At 63.6% G+C, this 17,852-nt stretch carries 12 protein-coding genes and 1 pseudogene; 11 read left to right on the forward strand and 2 right to left on the reverse strand.

All coding sequences use genetic code 11. The features are described 5' to 3' along the window. The 3 genes and pseudogenes from Q0L30_RS03555 to folE2 all read left to right on the forward strand — a co-directional run. Nucleotides 1-126, forward strand: a pseudogene (locus tag Q0L30_RS03555) (geranyl transferase); the annotation flags it as partial. A gap of 84 nt (nt 127-210) precedes the next feature. After that, entirely contained in the window at nt 211-2,118 is a 1,908-nt protein-coding gene (gene dxs, locus Q0L30_RS03560) for a 1-deoxy-D-xylulose-5-phosphate synthase (RefSeq protein WP_296651256.1), read from the forward strand. 171 nt (nt 2,119-2,289) lie between these two features. Continuing rightward, nucleotides 2,290-3,099 carry a GTP cyclohydrolase FolE2 gene (folE2, locus tag Q0L30_RS03565; RefSeq protein ID WP_296651259.1) on the forward strand — a complete coding sequence of 270 codons (810 nt, stop codon included), beginning with the start codon at nt 2,290-2,292 and terminating at the stop codon, nt 3,097-3,099. 101 nt (nt 3,100-3,200) lie between these two features. Here the strand turns inward: folE2 and tsaD are convergent, their stop codons facing one another. Next, the gene (gene tsaD, locus Q0L30_RS03570; protein ID WP_296651262.1) at nt 3,201-4,226 is read right to left on the reverse strand and encodes a tRNA (adenosine(37)-N6)-threonylcarbamoyltransferase complex transferase subunit TsaD; all 1,026 of its coding nucleotides are present in this window, start codon (nt 4,224-4,226) and stop codon (nt 3,201-3,203) included. Between the two features lie 174 nt (nt 4,227-4,400). Here tsaD and Q0L30_RS03575 point away from each other — a divergent pair, with 174 nt between their 5' ends. The 5 genes from Q0L30_RS03575 (at nt 4,401) to rpoD (ending at nt 11,136) form a co-directional block, all read left to right on the forward strand. Beyond that, the gene (locus tag Q0L30_RS03575; protein ID WP_296651264.1) at nt 4,401-5,630 is read left to right on the forward strand and encodes an NAD(P)/FAD-dependent oxidoreductase; all 1,230 of its coding nucleotides are present in this window, start codon (nt 4,401-4,403) and stop codon (nt 5,628-5,630) included. Between the two features lie 69 nt (nt 5,631-5,699). After that, the gene (rpsU, locus tag Q0L30_RS03580; protein WP_296651267.1) at nt 5,700-5,912 is read left to right on the forward strand and encodes a 30S ribosomal protein S21; all 213 of its coding nucleotides are present in this window, start codon (nt 5,700-5,702) and stop codon (nt 5,910-5,912) included. Between the two features lie 331 nt (nt 5,913-6,243). Further along, a complete protein-coding gene (locus Q0L30_RS03585; RefSeq protein WP_296651270.1) occupies nt 6,244-6,690 on the forward strand; it encodes a GatB/YqeY domain-containing protein in 447 nt (148 codons plus the stop codon). A gap of 67 nt (nt 6,691-6,757) precedes the next feature. Then, the gene (gene dnaG / locus Q0L30_RS03590; protein ID WP_296651273.1) at nt 6,758-8,632 is read left to right on the forward strand and encodes a DNA primase; all 1,875 of its coding nucleotides are present in this window, start codon (nt 6,758-6,760) and stop codon (nt 8,630-8,632) included. 113 nt (nt 8,633-8,745) lie between these two features. Further along, nucleotides 8,746-11,136: an RNA polymerase sigma factor RpoD gene (gene rpoD, locus Q0L30_RS03595; protein ID WP_296651275.1), complete on the forward strand. Its 2,391-nt coding sequence runs from the start codon at nt 8,746-8,748 to the stop codon at nt 11,134-11,136. A gap of 931 nt (nt 11,137-12,067) precedes the next feature. On the opposite strand, the gene Q0L30_RS03600 is transcribed toward rpoD, so the two are convergent. Then, the gene (locus tag Q0L30_RS03600; protein WP_296651278.1) at nt 12,068-12,310 is read right to left on the reverse strand and encodes a gamma-glutamylcyclotransferase; all 243 of its coding nucleotides are present in this window, start codon (nt 12,308-12,310) and stop codon (nt 12,068-12,070) included. Between the two features lie 642 nt (nt 12,311-12,952). On the opposite strand from Q0L30_RS03600, the gene Q0L30_RS03605 reads away from it, so the two are divergent. From Q0L30_RS03605 to Q0L30_RS03615, 3 genes are all read left to right on the forward strand, one after another. Next, nucleotides 12,953-15,043 (forward strand): filamentous hemagglutinin N-terminal domain-containing protein, encoded by a 2,091-nt coding sequence (locus Q0L30_RS03605; RefSeq protein WP_296651282.1) that lies wholly within the window; start codon nt 12,953-12,955, stop codon nt 15,041-15,043. 17 nt (nt 15,044-15,060) lie between these two features. After that, nucleotides 15,061-16,845, forward strand: coding sequence for a ShlB/FhaC/HecB family hemolysin secretion/activation protein (locus Q0L30_RS03610; protein ID WP_296651619.1), 1,785 nt, complete (start codon nt 15,061-15,063; stop codon nt 16,843-16,845). 84 nt (nt 16,846-16,929) lie between these two features. Next, nucleotides 16,930-17,826 carry a peptidyl-prolyl cis-trans isomerase gene (locus Q0L30_RS03615; protein ID WP_296651286.1) on the forward strand — a complete coding sequence of 299 codons (897 nt, stop codon included), beginning with the start codon at nt 16,930-16,932 and terminating at the stop codon, nt 17,824-17,826. Nucleotides 17,827-17,852: the final 26 nt, after the last annotated feature.

The following is a 17,852-nucleotide window of genomic DNA, read 5'->3' on the forward strand; positions in this document are numbered from 1 at the left end:
CTTGATGCCTCGCGAGCGCTCGCGCAGCAGTTGCGCGCAGACGCGCACGCGGCGCTCGAACCGTTTGGCGCGCGCGCTCAGCGCCTCGCCGAACTCGCTGACCTGGTGGTGAACCGGGTGAGCTGACCGCGCAACCCGCCCACGCGCATGAAACGGAAGTAATGCGCAGAAAAAGTGCGGGAGCGCCAGTTTTCCTACAATGGAACGACGATGTACGACTTGCTGAAAACCATTGACGACCCGGCGGATTTGCGCCGCCTTGATCGCCGCCAGTTGCAACCGCTTGCCGACGAACTGCGTGCCTTCGTTCTCGAGAGCGTCTCGCAAACGGGCGGCCACCTGTCGTCCAACCTCGGTACGGTCGAACTGACGATCGCGCTGCACTACGTGTTCGACACGCCGCGCGATCGCATCGTCTGGGACGTCGGTCATCAGACCTACCCGCACAAGATCCTGACCGGCCGCCGCGACCAGATGCACTCGCTGCGTCAGTTCGGCGGCATCTCGGGTTTCCCGCGTCGCGACGAGTCGGAATACGACACGTTCGGCACCGCGCACTCGAGCACGTCGATTTCGGCGGCGCTCGGCATGGCCATCGCGAGCAAGCTCAAGGGCGAGAACCACCTGGGCATCGCCGTGATCGGCGACGGCGCGATGACGGCCGGCATGGCCTTCGAGGCGCTGAACAACGCGGGCGTCGAAGACGATGTGCCGCTGCTCGTTATTCTCAACGACAACGACATGTCGATCTCGCCGCCGGTCGGCGCGCTGAACCGTCACCTCGCGCGACTGATGTCGGGCCGCTTCTACGCCGCCGCGCGCGCGGGCGTGGAGCGCGTGCTGCGCCATGCGCCGCCGGTGCTCGACCTCGCGCGCAGGCTCGAAGAGCACGCGAAGGGCATGATCGTGCCGGCCACGCTGTTCGAGGAGTTCGGCTTCAACTACATCGGGCCGATCGACGGTCACGATCTCGATTCGCTGATCCCGACGCTGCAAAACATCAAGGAACTGCGCGGCCCGCAGTTCCTGCACGTCGTGACGAAGAAAGGCCAGGGCTACAAGCTCGCCGAAGCCGACCCGGTTCTCTACCACGGCCCCGGCAAGTTCAACCCGGCCGAGGGCATCAAGCCGTCGACGACGCCTTCCAAGAAGACCTATACGCAGGTCTTCGGCGAATGGCTGTGCGATGCGGCCGAGCTGGATGCGCGCGTGGTCGGCATCACGCCGGCGATGCGCGAAGGCTCGGGTCTCGTCGAGTTCGAAAAGCGCTTCCCGGATCGCTACTACGACGTCGGCATCGCCGAGCAGCATGCGGTGACGTTCGCGGGCGGTCTCGCGGCTGAAGGCCTCAAGCCCGTCGTCGCGATCTACTCGACCTTCCTGCAGCGCGCCTACGACCAGCTGATCCACGATGTGGCGCTGCAGAACCTGCCGGTCGTGTTCGCGATCGACCGCGCGGGCCTCGTCGGCGCGGACGGCGCGACGCATGCGGGCGCCTACGATCTCGCGTTCATGCGCTGCATCCCGAACATGATGATCATGTGCGCGTCGGATGAAAACGAGTGCCGCCAGATGCTCTACACGGGGCTGCAGCAGGATTGCCCCACGGCCGTGCGTTATCCGCGCGGCGCAGGCACGGGCGTCGCAACCGTCAAGCAGATGGCCGCGCTGCCGGTCGGCAAGGGCGAAATCCGCCGCGAGAGCAACGCAGCAGCAGGCAAGCGCATTGCGATCCTCGCGTTCGGCACGATGGTGCCGCCGTCGCTCGCCGCCGCCGAGGAGCTCGACGCCACGGTCGCGAACATGCGCTTTGTGAAGCCGCTCGACGCCGAACTCGTACGCGAGCTGGCGGCAACCCACGACTACCTCGTGACCGTCGAGGAAGGCTGCATCATGGGCGGCGCGGGCTCGGCCTGCGTGGAAGCCCTGCTTGCCAGCGGGGTTATCAAGCCCGTACTACAATTGGGCCTCCCCGACCGCTTCATCGACCACGGCGACCCGGCAAAATTGCTGGCGCTTGCCGGGCTCGACGCGGCAGGGATTGCGAAGTCGATTCGCGAGCGCTTCCTCGATCACGTGACGAACGCGTCCGGCAAGTCGGTGATGCGCGTCGCGTAAGCGCCTCGCGGCGCACGGCCCGGTGTCGTTGGCGGCACCGGCTGCCACGATTGCCCACTTTCCGTATGAACCGGCGGCCGGGTTTTCGGACCTGGAACCGCCAGCCTGCGCCGGCTTTTGCCGGCGCTTGTCATTGCGCGCTACGTTGTGTGCAGCCCAAAGGATAAGAACATGAACCAGATGAGCACGGATTTCCTGATGCCGGACGTGCAAAGCTCCGTCGATCTCCGCCAGATCCCGATCCAGCGCGTGGGCGTGAAGTCCGTTCGTCATCCGCTGCTCGTGAAGACCGGCAGCGGCGACGTGCAGCCGACGGTCGGCACGTGGAACCTCGACGTTCATCTGCCCGCCAACCAGAAGGGCACGCACATGTCGCGCTTCGTTGCGCTGCTCGAAGGCAACAAGGCGCCGCTCGAGCCCGCGACGTTCCGCACGATGCTGGCCGCGATGCTCGACAAGCTCGAATCGCAGGCAGGCCGTATCGAGGTGTCGTTCCCGTACTTCGTGAAGAAGGTTGCGCCGGTATCGGGTGTCGAAAGTCTGATGGACTACGAAGTGACGCTCGTGGGCGACATGCGCGAGGGCGCGGCGCGCCTGTTCCTGAAGGTGGTCGTGCCGGTGACGAGCCTGTGCCCGTGCTCGAAGAAAATCTCGCAGTACGGTGCGCACAACCAGCGCTCGCATGTGACGATCGATGCCGAACTCGCGGACGATCTGCCGGTGGAAGACCTGATCCGGATCGCCGAGGAAGAGGCTTCGTGCGAGCTGTGGGGACTGCTCAAGCGTCCGGACGAGAAGTTCGTGACCGAGCGTGCGTATGAAAATCCGAAGTTCGTCGAGGATCTCGTACGCGACGTGGCCGTTCGCCTGAACAACGATCGCCGCATCGTCGCGTATGTGCTCGAAGCCGAGAACTTCGAGTCGATCCACAATCACAGCGCGTATGCCGTCATCGAGCACGACAAGCGCATGCAGGGCTGATTGCTGCTGGAATCGGCGCAATGAAAAGCCGCCCGGAGGGGCGGCTTTTTTACGTCGTCAAACCGCCGATGCGGCAACGGAAACTACAGCGGCAGCGACCGTCAGCGCGCGAGCGACGATAAGTCCCAGCGAGGCTTGACCGTGAAGGCGTAATCGCGCGTAGCCTGCTCGGGCCAGCGTTGGAGCCGCATCGCGCCCGCGAGCGCGATCATCGCGCCGTTGTCGGTGCACAACTGCAGGTCCGGGTAATGCACTTCGAAGCCGCGCTTTTGCGCCGCTGCCGACAGCGTCTCGCGCAACTGCCGGTTCGCGCCTACGCCGCCCGCCACCACGAGCCGATTGAGTTTCGTTCGCTTGAGCGCGGTGATGGACTTCGCAGCCAGCACCTCGACGGCCGCATCGACAAACCCGAGCGCGATGTCGGCCTTGCCCTGTTCGCAGATGTTCGTGCCGATCCGCTTCACGTGCGTGAGCACGGCGGTCTTGAGTCCGCTGAAGCTGAAGTCGAGGTCGCCCGAGTGCAGCATCGGCCGTGGCAATTCGATGGCGCCGGGCACGCCGAATTCGGCGAGCCGCGATACTTCCGGCCCGCCAGGATAGCCGAGTCCGAGCAGCTTGGCGGTTTTGTCGAAGGCTTCGCCGGCGGCGTCGTCGAGCGTTTCGCCGAGTGTTTCGTAGACGCCGACGTCGGTCACGCGCATCAGTTGCGTGTGGCCGCCCGAAACGAGCAGCGCGACGAACGGAAACGGCGGCGGCGCATCGACGAGCAGCGGCGAGAGCAGATGCCCTTCGAGGTGATGGATGCCGATGGTCGGCAGATCCCATGCCATCGCGAGCGCATTGGCGATGCTCGCACCGACCAGCAGCGCGCCCGCGAGACCCGGGCCCTGCGTGTAGGCGATGGCGTCGATGTCGCTGCGCGCGGCGCCGCTCTTGTCGAGCACCTCTTCGAGCAGCGGCAGCGCGCGGCGGATATGGTCGCGCGACGCGAGTTCGGGCACGACGCCGCCGTACTCGCGGTGCATGGCGATCTGGGAATGCAGTGCGTGGGCGAGCAGGCCGCGCTCGGTGTCGTAGAGCGCGAGGCCGGTTTCGTCGCAGGAGCTTTCGATGCCAAGAACGAGCATGGTGGGGCGTGCAACGGTGCCGGTTGGGTACGAAACCACCACCGAAAACCGTTGTAAATTCGAAATGTAAAAGTAGCTTGGGAGTATAGCAGTGCGGGCGATGGGCGGCTGACGGGCCCAGGGGCTGGAGTCAAGCGCAGCGGCGTGCCGCCGCGCGCAGGTAGAATGCGCGCCATGGAATCATTCGACATCGCCGTGATCGGCGCAGGCGCGGCCGGCATGATGTGCGCGGCGGTCGCTGGGCAGCAGGGACGCCGCGTGGCGCTGATCGATCATGCGCCGCGGCTCGCGGAAAAGATCCGCATTTCGGGCGGTGGGCGCTGCAACTTCACGAATCTGCACGCGAGCCCGGCCAACTATCTCTCGAACAATCCGCACTTTTGCCGCTCGGCGCTCGCGCGCTACACGCCGCGCGATTTTCTCGCGCTGCTGCGTCAGCATCGCGTGACCTGGCACGAAAAGCACAAGGGCCAGCTGTTCTGCGACCAGTCGAGCGACGCGATCATCGACGTCTTGCGCGCCGAGTGCGACGCCGGGCGCGTCGCATGGCGCAGGCCGCTGCCGGTCGAAACGGTGAGCCATGCGGACGGCGCCGGCTTCACCCTTGGCACGCCGCACGGGACGATTGGCGCACGCGCGCTCGTGATCGCGACCGGCGGACTGTCGATTCCGGCGATCGGCGCGACCGATTTTGCGTACCGCGTCGCGAAGCAGTTCGGCCACAAGCTCGTCGACACGCGTCCGGCTCTCGTGCCGCTCACCTTCGCGCAGCAGGACTGGGCGCCCTATGTGCCGCTCTCCGGCGTGTCGCTCGGGGTCAACGTGGCGACCGGCGAGCGCAAGACGGGCGGCGCATTCGACGAAGACCTTCTGTTCACCCATCGCGGGCTGTCCGGCCCGGGCGTACTGCAGATTTCGAGCTACTGGCAGCCGGGGCAGCCGATCCGCGTGAACCTGCTGCCGGAGCACGATGCCGCGGCTGCGCTGGTCGAAGCCAAGAGCACGACGAAACGCCAGATCGGCAATCTGCTCGCCGATTGGGTGCCCGCGCGGCTTGCACACGCCTGGCTGGAGGCCCACCAGGTGCCGATCGACACACGCCTCGCGGATCTGCCGGACAAGACCTTGCGCCGCGTGGGCGAAGGTCTCTCGCAATGGACGCTCACGCCCACCGGCACCGAAGGCTACAAGAAGGCCGAGGTGACGCGCGGCGGCGTCGATACCCGCGAGCTTTCGTCGTCCACGATGATGAGCCAGCGCGTGCCGGGGCTGTATTTCATCGGCGAGGCCGTGGACGTGACGGGCTGGCTCGGCGGCTACAATTTTCAGTGGGCCTGGGCCTCCGGCGTGGCGGCGGGCGAGGCCGCTTCGGCGTTCGCTCTGGCGGGCTTCGGCCGGGCTTGACCGGTTCCTTTATTTGTGAATTAGCTCTGCTATACTCAGTTTTCTTTAGCCCAGATCCGTTATTGGAAAATGACGACCATCCGCTTAAAAGAAAATGAACCCTTTGAAGTGGCCATGCGCCGCTTCAAGCGCACGATCGAAAAGAATGGTCTTCTGACCGAGCTTCGCGCGCGTGAGTTTTACGAGAAACCGACGGCTGAACGCAAGCGGAAGAAGGCGGCAGCGGTCAAGCGCCACTTCAAGCGCCTGCGCAGCCAGATGCTGCCGAAGAAGCTGTACTGATTCTGGCGGCGCCGCGGCTCGCGCCCCCGGGCGCCACGGCGGCCAGGCCTGTCCACCAGTCGGCAGCGCCGCCGCGGCTAGTTAAGCTGGGTAAAAGCGCTGAAAAAAGCGCTGAAAAAAGCGCTGGGTAAGGCGCCGGGTAAAGCGGCTGTTGCTGCCTCTCTGGTGTGGTCGCCACCGTCAAGCATTTGCGCCGACCCGCCTGGAAGCGTTTCCAGGCGGGTTTTTGCATTTGATATGATGTTTGCTCGCGCACGCTGAGCGAGGCATGCAGCCCCAGCGTCTGGGTTTGCCCAGGTATTCGAAACCCTCAACGTATTTCAGGTGAGTAATGAGCCTCAAGGACCGAATCAACGACGACATGAAAGCCGCGATGCGCGCGCGCGAAACCGGGCGCCTCGCCACGATTCGTCTGCTGCTCGCCGCGATCAAGCAACGTGAAGTCGACGAGCGCGTGACGCTCGACGACGCCGCCATCACGGCGGTCATCGACAAGATGATCAAGCAACGCAAGGATTCGATCAGCCAGTTCGAGGCGGCCGGCCGCACGGACCTCGTCGATAACGAAACGGCTGAGCTGAAGGTGCTCGCCGGCTACATGCCCGAGCAGCTCTCGGAGGCCGAGATCGCCGCCGAGGTGCAGGCCGCCGTGGCCCAGTCCGGCGCCGCCGGCCCACAGGACATGGGCAAGGTGATGGGCGTACTCAAGCCGAAGCTCGCCGGCCGCGCCGATATGACGGCCGTGTCCGCGCTGGTCAAGGCAGCGCTCGCGAAGTAACGGGGCGCGGCCCGGCAACGGGCAACGCCCATCGTGCCCCTCGCGCAGCCGGAGTGCCTCTGTCCCGATGATTCCGCATTCGTTTTTGCAGGATCTGCTGAACCGCGTCGATATCGTCGACGTGGTGGGACGTTACGTGCAGCTCAAGAAGGGCGGCGCGAACTTCATGGGCCTGTGCCCGTTCCACAACGAAAAGAGCCCTTCATTTACCGTTAGTCCAACGAAGCAGTTCTATCACTGCTTCGGCTGCGGCGCGCACGGTACCGCCATCGGCTTCCTGATGGAGCATGCCGGTTTCACGTTCCCCGAGGCCGTCAACGAACTCGCGCAATCGGTTGGACTCACGGTGCCGCAGGAGCCGTCGCCGATCCGTGGCGGCGGCGCAGGCGCAGCGGGCGGCTACGCGCCGGGTCCGTCGAAGGCCGTGGCGACCGCTTTGTCCGACGTCATGCAGACGGCGTGCGATTACTACCGCAAGCAGTTGCGCGGCGCCCCGAATGCGATCCAGTACCTGAAAAAACGCGGTCTCACCGGTGAGATCGCGGCGCGCTTCGGCCTGGGTTACGCACCCGATGGTTGGCAGAACCTCGAATCCGCATTTTCCGACTATCGCGACGAGTCGCTTGTTGAAGCGGGGCTCGTGATCGTCAGCGAAAAGCAGGACGCCCAGGGACAGGCGCGCCGCTACGACCGCTTCCGCGACCGGGTCATGTTTCCGATCCGTAATGTCAAGGGCCAGGTGATCGGCTTCGGCGGGCGGGTGCTGGACGGCGGCGAACCCAAGTATTTGAATTCGCCGGAAACGCCACTATTTAACAAGGGCAGCGAATTGTATGGGCTGTTCGAGGCGCGTCTTGCGATCCGCGAGCAGCAATATGTGCTGGTGGTCGAAGGGTATATGGACGTGGTGGCGCTCGCGCAACTCGGGTTCCAGAACGCCGTGGCGACGCTCGGCACCGCGTGCACGCCGATCCACGTGCAGAAGCTCCTTCGTCAGACCGATACGGTGATCTTCAGCTTCGACGGCGATGCGGCGGGCCGCCGTGCGGCGCGCCGGGCGCTCGACGCGTGCCTGCCCCATGCCGCCGACAACCGCACCATCCGGTTCCTGTTCCTGCCCACGGAGCACGACCCGGACAGCTACGTCCGCGAGTTCGGCGCCGAGGCATTCAAGGAGCAGGTCGACCGGGCGATGCCGCTGTCGCAATTCATGCTGAATGAAGTGCTGACGGGCAAGGAGCTGGATCAGCCGGAGGGGCGCGCCCGCGCGCTCTTCGATGCCAAGCCGCTCATGCAGGCGCTGCCGGCGAACGCGTTGCGTGCGCAGATCATGCATATGTTCGCGGACCGGCTCGACGTGCCGTTCGAGGAAGTGGCGGCGCTGTGCGAGGTCGACGCGCGGATCGCCCGGGCGGTGCGTGGGGCGCCCGCCCGCAAGGACCGGCATCTCGTGACCGGGATCGAGCGCAAGGCGCTGCGCAACCTCGTGATGCACCCGCGGATCGTGGTGCAGCTCGGCGAGGAGGCCGAACAGGCGCTGATCGCGCTCACCCGGCACGGCGAACTGTTCGAGGAAGTCACGACGCATGCCCGCGCGCTGGGCGATGCGGCGGAATTTCAACTGCTTTCAGACCTCTTGCGAAACGGGGTCAATGCCCCGACCTTTGAAGAGATTTTTCGTGAAATTCTGGACTATGATGAAAACGTCCGGGATTTACTGATGAAAAATCCAGAAGATGGCGCGGTGGTGGAGGAGCGGCGCGAGCAGGAGCGGCTGGTTGGCGAGGAGCTGATGGCGGCGATCCTCAAGATGCGTTACGACGCGTGCTGCGACCGGCTCGATGTGCTGTCGCGTCAATCGCGGCATACGCCTGAAGAACTGGCGGAACTGATGAGACTGAATCAGACACGGGCTGACATGAAACGTCAGCTCGGTTTGTAAGGAGGACCGCGCGGAAGGGCTGGTGCCCCACGTGCTATAATAAAAGGTTCTCAGCGGTTTGTTTTTGTTTTTTTCCGGGCGGTTACCCAGCTTCCTGCAAGGACGGAATGGCAATGGCAAAGACTACAGGCGAAAAGAAGGCGACGGTCACGGGCTCGACGGAGCCGTCCACGAAGGTCACAGAGACCAGTGCCGCCCGTTCCGCCAGAACGACGTCCGCTACCAGCACCGACCCTGCTGCCCCAAAGAAAACCAGGTCTGCTTCGGCCGGGCGAGCGGCGCCGACACGCGCGGCGAAAGCTGCAACGCCGGCCACGAAGCGATCCGGTTCGAGTAGTGCAGCGCAAGCGCCCGCCGACGCGGACGATTCGGTCGAGCGCGAGGCTCCAGTATCCACGGTTCAAGAGGCTGTTGTCCCACAGCCGCGAGTCGAGACTAAAGCCGGTACGGCCACCTCCATGACGAAAAAGCTGAACGAAGTATCCGTCGATGACGACGCGAGCCAGAGCGAAGAAAGCGCGCCCGTCACGGGCAAGGTCGAAAAGGCCCGCGCGCGCGACCGGCGAGCGAAGGAAAAGGCGCTGCTGAAAGACGCGTTCGCGTCGTCGCAGCCCGGCACCGTCGAAGAACTCGAGGAGCGCCGCTCGAAGCTGCGCGCGCTCATCAAGCTGGGCAAGGAGCGCGGCTTCCTCACGTATGCCGAAATCAACGATCACCTGCCGGACAACTTCACCGAAACCGAGGCGATCGAAGGCATCATCAGCACCTTCAACGACATGGGCGTGGCCGTGTACGAGCAGGCGCCCGATGCCGAAACGCTGCTGCTCAACGACAACGCGCCGAACGCTTCTTCGGATGACGAAGTAGAAGAAGAAGCCGAAGTCGCGCTTTCAACTGTCGATTCCGAATTTGGCCGCACGACCGATCCGGTGCGCATGTATATGCGCGAAATGGGCACGGTCGAACTGCTCACGCGCGAAGGCGAAATCGAAATCGCCAAGCGCATCGAGGACGGCCTCAAGCACATGGTCATGGCGATCTCCGCGTGCCCGACCACGATCGCCGACATCCTCGCGATGGCCGAGCGCGTGGCGAACGACGAGATTCGCGTCGACGAACTCGTCGACGGTCTGATCGATCCGAACGCCGAAGACACCGACGGCTTCTCCGCGCAGGAAGCGGAAGAAATCGAGAACGAGGCCGAAGAAGCCGAAGAGGAAGAAGAAGAGGAAGAGGAAGAGGAAGAAGACGAGGGCACGGCGCAGGCGACGGCCAACGCAGCCCAGCTCGAAGCGCTCAAGCGTGCGTCGCTCGAAAAATTCGCGCTCATCAGCGAATGGTTCGACAAGATGCGCCGTGCGTTCGAGAAGGAAGGCTACAAGTCGAAGTCCTACCTCAAGGCGCAGGAAACGATCCAGAACGAACTGATGTCGATTCGCTTCACGGCGCGCACCGTCGAACGTCTGTGCGACACGTTGCGTGCGCAAGTAGATGAAGTGCGCCAGGTCGAGCGCCAGATCCTGCACACCGTCGTGGACAAGTGCGGCATGCCGCGTTCGGAGTTTATCGCGCGCTTCCCGGGCAACGAGACGGACCTCGACTGGAGCGACAAGATCGTCTCCGAGAGCCACGCGTATAGCGGAATTCTTTCGCGCAATATCCCGGCGATTCGCGAGCAGCAGCAACGTCTGCTCGACCTGCAGGCGCGCGTGGTGCTGCCGCTGAAGGATCTGAAGGAAACCAACCGCCAGATGGCGGCCGGCGAACTGAAGGCGCGCCAGGCGAAGCGCGAGATGACCGAGGCCAACCTGCGTCTCGTGATCTCGATTGCGAAGAAGTACACGAATCGCGGCCTGCAGTTCCTCGACCTGATCCAGGAAGGCAACATTGGCCTGATGAAGGCGGTGGACAAGTTCGAATATCGTCGCGGCTACAAGTTCTCGACGTACGCGACATGGTGGATCCGCCAGGCCATCACGCGCTCGATCGCGGACCAGGCGCGCACGATCCGCATTCCGGTTCACATGATCGAGACGATCAACAAGATGAACCGCATTTCGCGGCAGATTCTGCAGGAAACCGGCCTCGAGCCGGATCCGGCGACGCTGGCCGAGAAGATGGAAATGCCCGAGGACAAGATCCGCAAGATCATGAAGATCGCAAAGGAACCGATCTCCATGGAAACGCCGATCGGCGACGACGACGATTCGCATCTGGGCGACTTCATCGAGGATACGAACACGGTTGCGCCCGCGGACGCCGCGCTGCATGCGTCGATGCGCGACGTCGTGAAGGACGTGCTCGATTCGCTCACGCCGCGCGAGGCGAAGGTATTGCGCATGCGCTTCGGCATCGAGATGAGCACCGATCACACGCTTGAGGAAGTGGGCAAGCAGTTCGACGTCACGCGTGAACGGATTCGCCAGATCGAGGCGAAGGCGCTGCGCAAGCTGCGCCACCCGAGCCGCTCGGACAAGCTGAAGTCGTTCCTCGAAGGCAATTGATGTGCATCCGGTGCACGCACTCTAAGCGTGTGCCGTGACCGGGCCGGCGTTGTTTCGCGCTGTTTCGTATATGATGTCGGCCGGTCGTCGCAGTCGTCAGTCGAATAAGGCCCGGCCTTTTGATAGACCGGGCTTTTTTGTCGATCAGGGCGGCCAGGACGATGCACAGGTAGCAAGCTGGCTGCAAGTCGGCTACAAGCTAGCCTTGGTCGCATATGGCCAAATGCAGTAAAATCGCAGGTTTTGGGCCTCTAGCTCATGCTTGGTTAGAGCAGCGGACTTGGCAAGTGTCATCCTGCAACTCGCAAGAGGATGGACGGCACTGATTGGGTTGCCTTGGGGTAAGTTCGCTCTGCCCCCTGGTAGAACTGCTCAAATTCGGGGAAACCTCTGCTGCCTCGGTAGCGTGGCAATCCCGAGCGAAGCTCTCTTTGAGAGAACGTGTAGAGACTGTACGGGCAGGTCGTAAAGACAAGAGACAGTCCAGACCACAAACCCGAAAGGGGTGGCGAAAGCCATAGCTGGTACGCATAATCCGTTGGTGCCGGGTTCGACTCCCGGGGGGCCCACCAGAATTCTGTCCGAGGAAATCCTCTGAAGTTGTGCCGTTAAGCATAACGTGTCGTAAACGACAGGTTATGCTTGATTGCACGATGCGCCATCTTATGGTTGATTGCCCGTTTGGCGGGCTTTTCGGCCAATCAGTGTAATTAACTTCCTCAATCTTGCTGCTAAATAGGCTGCTTCTCCGGACAGGTTATGCTTGATTTTGAGTCGTTGCGACAGGTTATGCTTTACGGCTTCTAATGAGGTCGTTGGGACGGCGTGGCTGCGGACGGCCGCGTCGGGCCGCAGTCGGTCATGAAGCCATTCACTGTTCGTTTGCAAGTGACTGTTGACCAGCCGGGAGCGGCCAGTTGCGGTTCTCTTGTCAGCCTTGGCGCGGCGATTCCACGTCCACATACACCCATGTCGAGACACCCGAAGCGAACCCGAGGCTGTCACGCCGGTATGCGTCGACTTTGCAATCGTCCGCATGCTCAAACTCTTTTGGCGTGATCGCGAACACCATTCCGGTTACCTGGCCGCCGGGATTGCCGGTATAGGTGACAACGGGGTGATGTGTTTGCCCGCTCGTCACGATGACTTTGAGGTCGTTAATATTCAGTATCACTGAGCGAATAGCTAGGCATGGTCTCGGCGTGGACGTCGAGCTTTGACTCTCCGCCGGTTTTAGCGCGAATCGCAGTTAGAGCACGGGGTCAAAAATTCCTTTGCTTCGTGCGCCTGCACGAACTGCACCGACACCAATTAGCCGGGCGAGCTGTGGGGCTCCTCGGTGTTGTACTCGATACGCGATTCGGCAAACAAACGCCTGGCATGGTGTACAGAAACGAATCAGTGCTCGTTCAAGCATTCGTCGCAGAATCGACCGTTGAAGTGCCCCAGCTCCTTCCGATGCTGTGCGTCCGAAACTCATGCTGGCCAGACTTCACCTTCCACTTGAAGTACGTGGCATGCGTCGATCGCTATCTCTGGAATTTCGATCTGTGCACGCCATTTTCTTTCGATATCCTTTCGTTATCCCGCTGTGCGTTGCCACGTGATTGCCCGTGACTGGCCGCGCCAGTCGGGACTGACTGGCGCGCAAACGTTTTCGGCTATGCGGGATAAATTAACTGGGGCCAATACCTAAAGATTTCTCCCGATGGGCCGACATGCTTCTGGTGAACGGCGCGCGGGGACATCAACGCGCCGCAGAAGAACAGCTGCAATGCGAACGGTCGGCGACCGGATCGCCGATCCATAACAACAAATGAAAACCCGCGTTTTTCCGTACCGCGCCGGCGAGCGATCTCGGCGCGTTGAGATTCTGTTTGTCTGCATCGTTGCACTGGTACCCCTCTGCGTACGGGCGGCAGGCGTCGTGCCGGACGGTGGCACGGCGACCACGGTCACGACCGCATCGAACGGCCAGCAGAGCGTCAACATCGCACCGGCGTTCGGCGGCGTATCACACAACACCTACAGCTCCTTTAACGTCGGGGCGGCTGGCGTCGCGCTGAACAACAACGGCATCAACGCAAGAACGATCGTCAACCAGGTCACCAGCACGAACCCCAGTCTCATCGAAGGGGCCCTGTCGGTCAGCGGTCCACGCGCCAACGTCGTGCTGGCCAATCCGAACGGCATCACCGTCAACGGCGGTTCATTCATCAACACCGGCCGGGTTGCACTGACGACCGGCACAGTGAGTTTCACCGACCTGCAGATTGCGCCCGGCGACGTCCAGCGCAACGTCAACCTCAACACGACGGGCGGCACGATCATCGTCGGCCCGCAGGGGTTATCGAGCGCGCTGGTGGACCTCGATCTCATCGCCAAAAACATCCAGATCAACGGGCCGCTCGAGAATACCTTTACGTCCGCCACGGCCATCACGCGGGCCGTTGCCGGCACGAGCGCGGTAACGCTCAATACGGGCCTCTCGCCCACGGACAATGCGAATGACTGGCTCTCCGTTCAGGCCGGGCAGCCGGCGTCGACGGCCACGTCCTTCGCGCTCGACATCACTGCGGCCGGCAGCATCACCAGCGGCCGGGTCGAGCTGATCGTCACCGACAAGGGGCCCGGGGTGCGTAGCGCCGGGCCGATGAATGCTTCACTCGGGGACTTCACGCTTGCGTCGAACGGCAGTGTCGTCTTCTCCGATGCGAGCGTGAGCGCTGCGGGCCGCGTGAATTTCCAGGTGCAGGATGCGATCACCCTCACCGGAAGCAGCATCATCGGGAACGGGGGCGTCACCCTGAGCGCTGCGGGCATCACGCTCAATCCCGACAGCAACGCAACCGGATCGACAATCGCATCGTCGGCAGCTGGCGTGGTGCTTGTGAGTAGCGCCGGTATCACCAATATCGGGTCCCTCATCCAGGGACAGGCGCGAACAGCCGGCGATCCAGCCTCCCTGGGGGCGGTTACGCTGTACGCCGCGGGCACGATCCTGAACCAGACGCTGCCTGGCACGGGACTCGGGGTGCTCTTCGGCGTAGCCGACGACGTCGTGCTGGGCGCAGGTGGCAATGTGGTCAACGAGAACGCGCGCATTCTCTCCAATACCAACGTGAGCATCGCGGCTGCGGGTGACGTCGACAACATCATCGACCGGACCGGCGTGGTCAACAATGGTATCGCGTCGAGCTACGCCGACAGCCATCTCACGCTGCTGCTGTTCTCGCGGCGCGAGAGCGGGTTCTCCGTGAACTATGGAGAACTGACCAACCCGGCCGCGCTGTCGTACATCACCGCAGAGGCGGGCAACGTGTCGATCAGCGCGAACAACGTGTCGAACGTGGGCGGTTCGATCCTTTCCAACGACGGCGCGATCGATATTGCCGCGCGAGGCGCACTCCTGACGCAGGGTGTACCCACTGGCCAGGCCGAGTTCCATGAGTCGTGTTTTATCTTCTGTCGTGCCAGTGCGTCGAGCAACGTACAGATCTACGGCGGGGCGATTGAGGCCGGCACCGACATCGCGCTGTCGGCAGGTACGCAGATCACCAATCGCGGTGGCATGGTGCTCGCAGAGGGCAACCTGAGTCTGAGCGCGCCCAGGGTGCTCGCGCAGGGTGTGCCCGGCTACAGCGCGGTGAATGAGGATCACAACTTCAAGGCGTGGTTCGGCAACGCGTGGGCGGCGATCTACGCCGCGGACATGGGCGGGGCATTCGAGGGTGGGTCCGGCGAAGTCCAGATCGCAGGCGAGGGCGATATCGACGGGGGCACGTTCAGCGCGCCCGGTGGCGTTCATGCGACCAACGGCATCGTCACCATCCGCTCGCCCAACCTGGGACGGGTCACCAGCGGTTTCCACAACAGCATCGGGCTCATCTCATGGATGGGTCTGTGAGACGGCCCGTGACGCTCATGCGGGAAGTGACACGCCTGGCCGCACTGATGGCGGGCGCTGCCGTATTGCCCGTATACGCCCAGTCTGTGGCAGGACTTCCCGTGGCGGTGCCCGACCTTCCCCGGCCGACGCAGGACCCCGGCCAGCGCCTGCTGCAGAACCAGCGCGACCAGCAACGCAGCAACGAAATCGGGCAGGCGCCGGCGCAGATTGGCGGTGCGCCGTCTGCCGTGGCGCCGAACCTGCCTGAAGGGGCGGACGTCGAATCGCTTCCCGACGTGGCGCCGATGTTCCGCATCACGCGCATCGAGTTTACGGGCGACACGGTACTGAGCCGCCGTCAGCTGGATGCGCTCGCCCAGCCGTTCCTTGGCAGGGAACTGGGCCGCAACCGTATCAACCTGCTGCTCAGGCGTGTGACTGAAGCATTCATCGCGCACGGCTATATCACGACGCGCGCCTATCTCGGCGCCCAGAACCTGTCTTCAGGCACGCTCACGATCCGGGTGGTAGCCGGGCACGTCGCGGCGTTCACGCTCAATGGCAAGCCGCTGCGGCCGGGCGACCCGAAGGCCGGACCGTTCGGGACACACGGCGGCGGCCTGCTCACGGATGCCGGCACCGCGTGGGCATTTGGCGAGCGTCAGGGCGACGTGCTGCGCCTGCCGGACCTCGAGCAGGGCGTGGACCAGATCAACCGGCTACGCCGCAATCAGGCCGAAATCCAGATCATGCCAGGCGAAGCGGCCGGAGATTCGATCGTCGCCATCACGAATCACTACGGCGACCGGCTCTCCTACAACCTCGGCATCGACAACTACGGCAGCCCGCAGACGGGCACGGTGCGCTATCGCGCGGGGGTGGAAGCGGACAACGTGATCGGCCTGCAGGAGTCGCTGCTACTGAACTACGTGGGCAGCCAGAACAGCAATGCGCTCGTGTTTTCGGCGGCGGTCCCGTTCGGTTACCAGACGTTCAGTTACACGACGTCGGTCTCGGAGTACCAGCAGACGATCGACGACACCGCGCTGCTCGACGGACGCACCTTCAGCCAGATCCTCGGCTGGAACAGCGTCCTGACCCGCTCGGCTTCAGGACGGCTGAGCGTCGATGTGACGCTCACAAAAATGCGCACCGAGCGCAGCATCAACGGCATCTTCCTGTCGCCGGAGGACCTGACCGTGCTGCGCGCAGGCGTGAACGGCCTGCGCCGCTTCACGGCGGACGGCCAGCCGGCTGCCGCGACCTGGGACGTCGGCATCTCCGAGGGCGTGCCTTGGCTTTCGGCAAGCCGCAACGCACCGGACATCGACAGCACCGAGGCACACAGCCAGTTCACGATGGCCGATGCGACCGGCACGCTCCAGTGCCAGATCGGTCAGCTGGGCCCCACCACGTGGCGCTATCAGGGGACCCTGCGTGCTCAGTACAGCCCGGTCGCCCTCTTCAACAACGACCAGATCTTCCTCGGCGGGATGGACACCGTGCGCGGCTTCACCGAAGGCGGGGTGAGCGGCGACAGCGGCCTGTACCTGCGCAACGAGGCCGTCTGGGCAAACGTGCCGGTCTGGCACGACGCACGGCTTGAGCCCTACGTGTTTCTCGACGGCGGCAAGGCGCATCTCGTGGCCCAGTCCGGCTGGCCCACGCTCATCGGCACGGGCGCAGGCGTTCGTGCCGCGTGGAAATTCAGGACGCAGACCATCTCGAGCGAAGTCCTGCTCGGTCGTGCGCTTGTACAACCGGCGGCACTGGGCAGGAAGGCCACAGTGCTGCTCGCAACACTTAACTGGTCTGAATAGGGAGGTGCAATGAAGATGCAGTCGAAACCCGCACATATCGGGCTTTACCCATCCGCTGCCGGTCGCAGGGCCGCTCGCGTCAGAATGCGCGCTGCCGTGGCGCTGGTGGCACTGTGCTCGATGCTCGGCGTTGCTCACGCGTCCGACGCGGCTGTGAAAAAGAAAAGCCAGCAGGTCAAGGCTGCAGTGGCCAGTACCGCGTCTGGCACACAGGCCAATGCGGGACCGTTGCCTGCCGGCACGATCGCGCGGGTCAATGGCGTAGCCATCACCCAGGAGCAGCTGGATCAGGTGGTGCTGGCCACGAAGGCGCCCGACACGCCCGCGTTGCGCGCCACGCTCAAGAACGAGCTGATCGCGCGCGAGCTGTTTCGTCAGGCGGCCGAGCAGGGGCACTACGCGTCCCATCCGGATGTGGTGGCTGCGCTCGATCAGTGGCGTACCAACGTGATCGTGCAGGCGTACCTGCGTGACCAGATCAAACCCGCGCCTGTAACCGATGCGGACGTGAAGGCGGAGTACGACCGTGTCATCGCGACCCTCGGCGAGAACGAATACCAGCCCAGCGTCATCGCGGTCAAGGATGCGGACACGGCGCAAAAGATTCTCGACCAGCTGAAGAAGGGCGGAGACTTCGCCGCACTCGCGAAGCAGTACAGCACCGGACCCGATGCCGCACAGGGCGGCAAGCTCGGCTGGATCTCGTTCAAGACGCCGATCGAGCCGGGCCACACGCAGAACTGGCCGCAGCCGCTGGCTGAAGCACTCGTGAAACTGCCGCAGGGCGGGGTATCTGCGCAGCCCGTGCAGATCAACGACGCGTTCTGGATTCTGCGCGTCGACCAGAAGCGCCCGACCCAGATTCCGCCGTTCGAGCAGACGAAGGCAGCGCTGCGCCAGCAGCTCGAAAAGGTGGCTGCCACCCGGGCGACGACCGAACTCGTGGCGAACCTCGTGCGCAACGCACACATCCAGCAGTAACGCTTCATGCAGTAGCGACTCACGCA

The sequence above is a fragment of the Paraburkholderia sp. genome, from assembly GCF_024281035.1.
In the GTDB taxonomy this organism is placed as follows: Bacteria; Pseudomonadota; Gammaproteobacteria; order Burkholderiales; family Burkholderiaceae; genus Paraburkholderia.